Origin of the sequence: Halomonas sp. 3D7M (assembly GCF_014897885.1) — a bacterium.
Classification (GTDB): domain Bacteria; phylum Pseudomonadota; class Gammaproteobacteria; order Pseudomonadales; family Halomonadaceae; genus Vreelandella.
Genome location: NZ_JABUZF010000136.1, coordinates 1263 through 4216, shown reverse-complemented (window position 1 = coordinate 4216; position 2954 = coordinate 1263). Strand labels below are relative to the sequence as shown.

At 51.3% G+C, this 2954-nt stretch carries 3 protein-coding genes and 1 pseudogene; 1 reads left to right on the top strand and 3 read right to left on the bottom strand.

Annotated features, from left to right (window positions below; translation table 11 throughout):
* Together INT22_RS20380 and INT22_RS06505 are read right to left on the bottom strand one after the other, a co-directional pair.
* On the bottom strand, nt 1-1094 hold a 1094-nt coding region (locus INT22_RS20380), incomplete at its 3' end, for a CBS domain-containing protein (RefSeq protein WP_226912458.1).
* A gap of 224 nt (nt 1095-1318) precedes the next feature.
* Complete coding sequence (locus tag INT22_RS06505) at nt 1319-1708, bottom strand: DUF4168 domain-containing protein (protein WP_193067909.1); 390 nt, start codon at nt 1706-1708, stop codon at nt 1319-1321.
* A 146-nt stretch (nt 1709-1854) separates the two neighbouring features.
* Between INT22_RS06505 and INT22_RS06500 the strand changes: the two genes are divergently transcribed.
* A complete protein-coding gene (locus INT22_RS06500; RefSeq protein ID WP_193067908.1) occupies nt 1855-2790 on the top strand; it encodes a DMT family transporter in 936 nt (311 codons plus the stop codon).
* 4 nt (nt 2791-2794) lie between these two features.
* Here the strand turns inward: INT22_RS06500 and mtgA are convergent.
* Nucleotides 2795-2954, bottom strand: a pseudogene (gene mtgA, locus INT22_RS20375) (monofunctional biosynthetic peptidoglycan transglycosylase); the annotation flags it as partial.

Here is a 2954-nt window from a genome sequence, read left to right as displayed (position 1 = left end):
GAGCCGTTAACCATAAAGCAGTAAGGTACCGGCGGTGGCCCCAGCGCTTCTTCGGCAAGCTCTAGCAGTCGCCGCGTAAAACTACGCCCAATGGTCGACAGGGCACTCCCCACCATCTGCGAATTAGCACCTTCTTGCACCATTCTTACAAAAGCTGCGCGCACATCTGGCGCAAGTTTGGCTAAGCCCTGGGCGCTAGACTGGTTGAAAATATTGCTTACTAGGTACAGCCCACTTTGCGTCTCGTAACGAATAATATCGGAGAGGTGAACAACCCCAACCGGACGCTGGCGGTAAAGCACCGGTAAGTGGTGAACATTGTTACGCAGCATCGTCAGCATGGCTTCGTAAACCGACGCATCCGACTGAATGGTAATTAACCGTTCGGAAACAACCTCGCCAATGGCCGTTTGCGCTGACAGCCCTTCAGCTACAATGCGGGTACGGAAGTCACTGTCCGTCAGAATACCGCACATTTGCCAGGTTTTGCCTTCGCTGTCCTGGAAGCTGTAACGCGGATTATCACTGCCTTCATTAATTACTAGCACCGCCGACGCTTGAGCCTCGTTCACTTGCTTAGCGGCTTGCTGGACGGTAGTCGTGGACTCAACCATGACGGGATAACGCGTCACCAATTTGCGTATTCGCGTGACCATCATGTCGTTAGATTTTTTCTGCTGCTCTGCTGCGGTTTCTAAACGGGGGCGTTCGAGTTCAACAAAGTCAGCAAAATCGTCATCTTCTTCACATAACCGCTGAAAGACGGCGTTGGGAATAAAGTAAATCAGCGTGTCTTCGATCGCTTTGGCTGGAAAGCGCACTTTATGGTTTCGAAGCAGGCTAAAGTGGCCAAAGATATCCCCTTCACCCAAGCGGTTATATAGCTCGCCCTGACGACGATAAACCTCAACGGCACCGCTACGGATAAAGCACAACTCATCAAGCATATCGTTGAGCTCTAAAATGTCGCTACCGGTTTTGAAATAGCGCACTTCTACTTGCTCAGCTATGGCGTCTAGCAATGCATCCGATAAACCATCGAACGGGGGAAACTGCCCCATATGCTGGCGTATTTCTAACAGTTCAACATCCATGCGATCTCCTGCACTTGGCGCGGCAGCATCATCAATAGATGAAGTTTGTCTTGGATAGCGTGTACCGTAAACCCTTCAGTCACAAATGAGAGTGAACAAAAGCAAAAAAACCCAGCGAAAAACGCTGGGTTTTGTGCACTAACAGACTGGCAGTAGGAGGACAGAATACTTCGCAGGTTAAGGAAAATCTGTCACTATCCACAACACTATCTGACTGGAACTAATTATGACTGGTTAGCCATTTCCTGAACACGCTGCATCATTTCAGGGTCTTGCTGGATTGACTGACCAATGGCGTTAAAGGTATCAACATCTAGACCGCTATCTTCAACGACTTCGATCATGCGGTCGTTGGCTTCAGCGCGAACTTCCTGTTGGGTGTTTTCATCTTCTGCTTCCTGCAGACGCTGTGTGTACTCTTGAGAGATCACGGCGATTTCTTGAGAAGCATCGGCGAACTGCTGTAGCTGCTCATCAGAGAAATCCTGAGCGGGCGCTTGCTGGGTAGCCATCGGATCCTGGGCGGGGTCTTGGGCTTGCTGTGCATGAGCGGTGCCAGCCATAAGACCAGTAGCGAGAAGAGCAGCAGAGAACAGAGCAGTCATACGTTGCATAGTAAGAAACCTCATTGGCGCGTTATGAATGTGCACCGTGTGACGCGCTGTTCAGACACAGGTTCAACTTTTTATGTAAAAGTTAGTAACAGAATGAAAGTTTAAGCAACGCAAAACTAAACAAAAAGGGCCCACGCCGAGGAACTATGTCCAACACTATCAATAACTTAAAAAATGTAAACATGGCTTCCTTAGGCCTTGCCGCCATGCCTGGATTATTTGTTTTGCTCTGGAGCACGGGGTTCATTGGCGCAAAATTTGGTCTGCCCTACGCAGAACCTTTTACCTTTTTGTTTATTCGTTTCATGCTCACCCTCATGTTGCTTGCTCCACTGACGTTGCTAATGCGCATAGCATGGCCTTCATCGCCAGCGCTTTGGCTGCATATAGGCGTTTCAGGGCTTTTGGTACATGGCACTTATTTAGGTGGGGTTTTTTACGGTATCTACCTGGGCATGCCTGCTGGGCTGGCAGCGCTATTGGTTGGCCTACAGCCGCTGCTAACCGCAGCCTGTGCGGGCCCGCTGCTGGGGGAACGCTTAACCCCCCGCCAGTGGCTGGGGCTACTGCTTGGCCTTGTGGGTATCTGTCTGGTGTTGGGCAGCAAGCTAGAGTTCGGCACCTCACTTTTTGCTGGCTTTGGTCTTGGCGCTTTGGTTAGCGTGATGGCCGCCTTGGTGGGAATTTCATTGGGGACGCTTTATCAGAAACGCTACTGCACCAGCATGCCACTTCTTTCCGGGGCGGTTATTCAATACATAGCGGCAGGCATGCTACTGGGCATGGGAGCACTGCTGTTTGAAACTCGCCAGGTCGAATGGAGCATAACGTTTGTGCTCACTCTTGGCTGGCTAGTACTTATTCTGTCTATCGCCGCCATCCTGCTATTAATGGTGTTGATTAAAAAGGGCGAAGCATCCCGCGTTGCCAGCCTGTTTTATCTGGTGCCACCCGTGACTGCGCTACAAGCATGGTGGCTTTTCGACGAACGCCTGCCCCTGCTCGGACTGGCAGGTATGGTCATTGCCATTGCGGGGGTAGTCATGGTGGTACGCAAGCCTAGCAACAAAGGGGAGGCTTAAAGCGCTACAAGCGCTCCAAGTAACGCACACCGCCTAGATTACGCATTTGCTGAAGAATCCACTGGCTGCGGCGCTCTACCTGAGCGTCTGGGCGTGACGCGCTGCGGGTACGCGGACTGGGAAGAATAGCCGCTAGCAGGCTTGCTTGCCGTTCGGTTAATGCA

Coding starts and splice junctions, on each gene's coding strand:
- INT22_RS06500 (WP_193067908.1), top strand. CDS start 1,855: ATGTCCAACACTATCAATAACTTAAAAAATGTAAACATGGCTTCCTTA.
- INT22_RS06505 (WP_193067909.1), bottom strand. CDS start 1,708: ATGCAACGTATGACTGCTCTGTTCTCTGCTGCTCTTCTCGCTACTGGT.